This window comes from Kamptonema formosum PCC 6407 (assembly GCF_000332155.1).
GTDB classification, from domain to species: Bacteria; Cyanobacteriota; Cyanobacteriia; order Cyanobacteriales; family Microcoleaceae; genus Kamptonema; species Kamptonema formosum.
On record NZ_KB235907.1, the window covers coordinates 57,243 to 62,459 of the forward strand.

At 44.4% G+C, this 5,217-nt stretch carries 5 protein-coding genes and 1 pseudogene; 4 read left to right on the top strand and 2 right to left on the bottom strand.

Annotation, left to right across the window (positions count from 1 at the left end; translation table 11 throughout):
• Positions 1 to 249 (bottom strand): annotated as a pseudogene (locus tag OSCIL6407_RS38235) (hypothetical protein); the annotation flags it as partial.
• Here OSCIL6407_RS38235 and OSCIL6407_RS36595 point away from each other — a divergent pair.
• Both OSCIL6407_RS36595 and OSCIL6407_RS35095 read left to right on the top strand, forming a co-directional pair.
• Positions 193 to 393, top strand: a complete 201-nt coding sequence (locus tag OSCIL6407_RS36595; protein WP_193789140.1) for a hypothetical protein — start codon at positions 193 to 195, stop codon at positions 391 to 393. The pseudogene OSCIL6407_RS38235 and the gene OSCIL6407_RS36595 overlap by 57 nt on opposite strands.
• A 221-nt stretch (positions 394 to 614) precedes the next feature.
• On the top strand, positions 615 to 1,982 hold the full coding sequence (locus tag OSCIL6407_RS35095; protein ID WP_040650502.1) for a hypothetical protein: 1,368 nt from the start codon (positions 615 to 617) through the stop codon (positions 1,980 to 1,982).
• A gap of 247 nt (positions 1,983 to 2,229) precedes the next feature.
• Here OSCIL6407_RS35095 and OSCIL6407_RS35780 read toward each other — a convergent pair whose 3' ends face one another.
• The gene (locus tag OSCIL6407_RS35780) at positions 2,230 to 2,373 is read right to left on the bottom strand and encodes a hypothetical protein (RefSeq protein ID WP_155523445.1); all 144 of its coding nucleotides are present in this window, start codon (positions 2,371 to 2,373) and stop codon (positions 2,230 to 2,232) included.
• Positions 2,374 to 2,981: 608 nt separating this feature from the next.
• Between OSCIL6407_RS35780 and OSCIL6407_RS37525 the strand changes: the two genes are divergently transcribed.
• Both OSCIL6407_RS37525 and OSCIL6407_RS31655 read left to right on the top strand, forming a co-directional pair.
• Positions 2,982 to 3,956 (top strand): tyrosine-type recombinase/integrase, encoded by a 975-nt coding sequence (locus OSCIL6407_RS37525; RefSeq protein ID WP_019488065.1) that lies wholly within the window; start codon positions 2,982 to 2,984, stop codon positions 3,954 to 3,956.
• Positions 3,953 to 5,217, top strand: a 1,265-nt coding sequence (locus tag OSCIL6407_RS31655; protein WP_019488066.1) for a DEAD/DEAH box helicase, incomplete at its 3' end; no start/stop codon positions are given. The genes OSCIL6407_RS37525 and OSCIL6407_RS31655, both read left to right, overlap by 4 nt.

Consider the following 5,217-nt stretch of genomic DNA (forward strand, 5'->3'; position numbering starts at 1 on the left):
TGTATCGGTACTTTCTCCTCCACTCAAGGTATCGCTGCCAGTACCACCTAAAATGAAATTATCGGAAGCGTCCCCAGTAATATTGTCATTCCCTGATGTGGTGCTAATACTATTAGCTGGTGGAGTTGGTGGAGTGGGTGGAGTTTGATTTTGAGGAGGATTGGGAGGATTGGGATTTGGTGGAGTTTGATTTTGAGGAGGGTTTTTACGCCGCCCGTAACCTTCCTTGAGCTTCCCAAAGGCAGATATCGGATTGCCAAGGCAGAATTTGAATGGCTAGCAAGGGCAATCATGGATGCTGATTGCCCCGCAATTGCCACAGATTCCCTCAATGATGCCGAAGCCCTTTACAAAAAGTTAGACGGCTCAAGGCAAAAAAGGACATTTTATTAAGCAGCAAAACAGCTACTAAGAAATGGGCTAAGGAATTTCTAGCTAATCCTGATGAGTACATCAGAAAGCACAAGCCAGAATTTATCATCTTTACCCCAACTGCTGAAAGCGGTCTCGATATTTCAATCAAAGAAAAGATTGATAATTTGGAGATTGGGAATTATTTCTCTGATGTTTTCTGCATTTTTCGCGGGGTCATTGGCGTTGATGAATGCCTCCAAATGTCTCGCCGGGTAAGGCATCCAGAAAGGATTGTGATCTGCTGTGCTGAGCGTAAATTTGCCAGCAATAATGATTCTAATCCCTTTTCAGGTCAGCTAATCAAAGACATTGAAGAGCGGGTAACGGCTGAAATGAAAGCACTTTCTCCTGAAGAAAATACAGCCGCAATCAAAGAAGCAATCAAGGCTCAAATTGATTCCCCACACCTAGAAGCTTGGGCGAAAATTAAGGGCAAAGATGCAGTTGAAGCGCGTAACTTACGGCGGTTTCTACTTAAATCTTTTGAGGATGGTGGCTATGAAGTTAATCGAATTAGTTTCTCGGATTTGCTTAATCCTGATGCCATTTACGATGAGGGAATGAGCTTTGCTGATGCTAAAAAGCTTTCTAAAGAAGAAGAAGCAAAGCAGATTTTCAATTCTGAATTTATCACCCTAGAAAAATACTTAGAAATTGAGGGAAGCAATGCTGAATGGGAGGATTGCTGCAAAGCCATCAAATATCGCCTTTTAGCGCGGCTACCAGGCATTGAAAATACTGAGCTTTGGACTTGGGAGTTTGTTTACCGTATCCGCTTCACTGACAGAGATTTGCTCAATCAGCTCTATGCCAACTGGAAACTTGAAAACCCTATTGATGCTGAACTGCTACAACGGCAAAAATGGAACCGTGAGTTTAGAACTTTCTTGCCTGACCTGAACAACCAATGGCTCAAACTAAAACTTCTCTCAAAATTGGGGATTAATCAATTCCTTGACCCTTCAAAGGTCTGGACGGATAAATCCCCTGAAGTCAAGGAACTGGTGAGGATTTGTAAAACCAAGTCAGCAGCCGCCCTACTTGGACATCCCGGCAAAAGCTCACCCATGCAATATCTCAACCGCTTACTTAAATTTATCGGGGTTAAGCTGAAGGCCTCTCAGGTTAGGGAGGGGGATAAGCGAGTTTGGCAATATCGTTTTGTAGAGGCTGGTGAGAACTCTAGCAGACCCGAAAACTGGGATGAGCTTTACCCTCTAGTCTGTCAAAAATTGGCTGAAAAAATCGCCTCTGCGAAAATGGCTGAATCACCCTCTCCTCTTGATGTGGAGGTTGTCACAGCTCCCCCCATAAATATACAAAATACAGCCGAAGCTGTGACAGAGAATCAGACTCACCCTGTAGAAAAAGTTTGGGGCGTGGCTTGTGAAGTTGCGGAGGTGGCCCGTGAAGTTGCGGAGGTGGCGTTATGGGTCGCTGAGGGGATGGTGGAGTCAGCAAAAACCTGTCTACATCACATTCTCAACCGATACGGATACTTACCCGTAGCAGAGGCGCTAGAAAGTCTGAGTGCTGAGCAGCGGTTAGCAGTTGAAAGTCTAGGTTAGACTTATCACCTCAGTTGTTAGCGATCGCTTTCCTAGCAGAGCCACAATCAACCCTCTGTGAGGCCGCCGTATGGGAGCTGGCAGAGGATAGCTCGGCGATCAAGCGCACCCAAGGCCGAAGCTCAAAACTTTTTTGGCTGAAAACTCACAGCCGTGCTGCTGCATTTGGGTTTGAACAAATCCTAAAGGATTCTGAATCAATCAGGCAGATAGCGGGTGTGGTTGTTGTCTGTCAATGAAACAAAAATCAAAAAACTAAAAACTGATTGATATATAGCAGCCATCCTCTACGCGATCGCCTCGATCGCTGCACAGCAATCAGCAAGCGGTTGATTCCTTTTGCGGTATAAATATATCGCTGAACATTGCCTTTGCTACCTTCTGTTTCCAACGGAGGGAGTCAGATTGATGCGCCTTGAAGGTAACTTTTGTGATCACAAAAACATTGCTTGCTACCATCTTTCTCTGCTTTTCCCCCAGCTTCCTACCTTGCATAAATTTGCATAAATTTGCATTATTTTGCATAAATTTGAGTTTTAAGTTGCAAATACTGCCTCGACTTCAGCTAATAATTCAAGCTGAGCTTGCACAAGTTTACTCAAAAAAACTCACAAAAACTCAAATTTATGCAAAATAATGCAAAAAAAATCATGAAAACTCAGACCCAAAAAGTTAATTTTGAGGTTTTTTCCTGTCCCGGTACACTTAATACCAATTTAACAATTTAACAGCAAACTCTGCACTCCCAATTCAAGGAATTGTAGCAGAGGCTCAAAAGTCGTAGCATTTATAGCAAGCTGTAGTTTCACAATTGAGCAAGTCGAACTAATTTAAAAAGCTGTTAAGGTTGCCTAAAAATAGCCGCCTCGTTATTAGCTACTCAGCTATTGCATATTAATGTATCGGAAGCCCGATCCTATGGCACTGGGGTATGGGAGGATTCAGAAAAAGCGTTAGGACACTTCTGTGAAGGTTGAGCGGCACGGACAGGCGAAAATAATGACTCAACAGGAGATTCGGCGGGTGTTCGCCGAAGGCCTCCTCACGGACAGAGATAGAGCCTTGTTTGGAGTTTGCCTCTACACCGCTGCCAGAATCAGAGAAGCCTGTACCCTGCTCGTTGCCGATGCCTACACCACCAGTCGCACTGTCCGAACTGTCAGATCAGAACTCATCATCCGCAAAGCCAACACCAAAGGAAAATTGGGAACGCGCACTATCCCTATTATTGAAGAACTGAGATCGCTCCTCAACCGCTACCAACCCACACCGGGGCAACCTTATCTCTTCCCAGGCAAACCTTACAATACGCGCTTGGGTCACATCCACCCTGACTCTGCTGGCTTGATACTAAGAGAAGCTTTCAAACGAGTCGGCATTGAGGGAGCATCATCCCACAGCTTCCGCCGCACCTCATTAACTCAGATGAGTAACGCTGGGATTCCCTTGAGGGTGATTCAGGAAATCAGCGGCCATCGCAACTTAGAACAGTTGCAGCGGTACTTAGAAGTTAAACCCGAACAGGTAAGAGGCGCGATCGCTTCCCTTTCGATGCTTAGTCACAGTCACATCGGAGAACTACTTTTTGGGGAAGTAAAAACTTCTAACGATACACAAACACCGCCAGGTGTAATGAAAGGAGGTACTGGGATGATACATCAGCTTGAAGACTTAGCTACTAACCGTGAGCTTCACCAGAGTCTACTGAAGTGGCTACGTCCACGTTGTCAGCAATCTGAATTCCTGGAACTATACCAAGCAGCGACTAAACAATATATTAAATCTAGAGGACGTGCCTTGGTGTTGTGTGGTTTGTTAATGCGTGACACTAACCCTGACGAGCGTGATCTCAAAAACCGTGCTCAGGCTTTAGCAAACAAGGTAGCTGAACCAATGCGAGTAGAATTAACAGCTTGGTATTGTCCTCGTCCAATAGACGAATGGCCGCAGACTGCCACTGGAGGTACAGGATGACACAAGATTCCTGGATATTAGATGCTATTGGCAATGAGCTTCTAGAGTCTGCAAGTACAGAAGCATCAAAACGCTTGCTCAAGCAGGCATTAAATCTGCCGCTTGATACAAACGATGAATCGGATTTGCGCTTTACTGCTGAAGCTGTTGAATTAGCAGTGTTCGACTTACTAAATGACGAAGACAATTCACAAAATTTACGGAATGTTAGCAAGAAAGCTTTTGAATTACTGCGTGTACTAAAGGTACCATCTTCTTCAATGGATGCTGCAAAATGGTTACTGCGTGTAGCCTGCTTAGGCATACTAGGCGATCGAGGAGCAGATGCTGCCCGGTTGCTGAAAGAAAATTCGTGGCCGGAACTACCTATAAATTCTGATTCTTGGGGGGAAAGAGTACAGGCAACTATCTTTGATGCTTGGTTGCGTCTGATCCGTAAGGATGGCTGGAATGACCTCGATCGTGTACAAGAGCAGATTGTAGCATTACGAGCGGCTCAACAAAGATTTGAAGCAGACTATCTGGAAACCCAGGCAACTAATGCCCGTACTGCTGCTTGGGAGCTAGTTGCCCTCTATCATCTATCTAAAGCAGCGGAGATCTTATCAATTTTCTTAACGCAGGGAGCAGTAGAGGGGTACTTCGATATTCGTCAGCAGTTAGAATCTCATTTTGATCGGGTATTAAGTGCTTGTGCAAAAGCTGAACTGATTGAACTAGAAAATTTAACACGTCTTCTTATTGAAACAGCAAACCAGTTAGTTAAGAACAGCATTTGGACAGTCACACGAGCAGTAAATAGCCGAGTTACCCGTTTTGTCGAACAGGTAGTAACAAACCAACATCAACCAATCTTTGAAATGCTGCCTCCCCAACGCCGAGCTTTACGGGAAGCAGGACTATTAGGTTCTAGTCATCGAGCCGTGGTTGTAAATCTTCCTACTTCTAGTGGCAAGACTTTTATTGCTCAATTCCGTATTTTACAAGCTCTTAACCAATTTGACCGAGAACAAGGATGGGTTGCTTACCTAGCCCCGACTCGTGCTTTAGTTAATCAGATATGTAAACGTTTAAGAGATGATTTTACTCCATTAGAAATTAACGTAGAGCGCGTTAGTCCTGCTTTAGAAATAGATAGTCTAGAAGCAAATATTCTAAAAGATACTAACCAAGAAAGTCGCTTTCGCATACTGGTTTCAACTCCTGAAAAGTTCGATTTAATGTTACGTGGGGGATGGGAAGAGAAGACTGGAAGACCTCT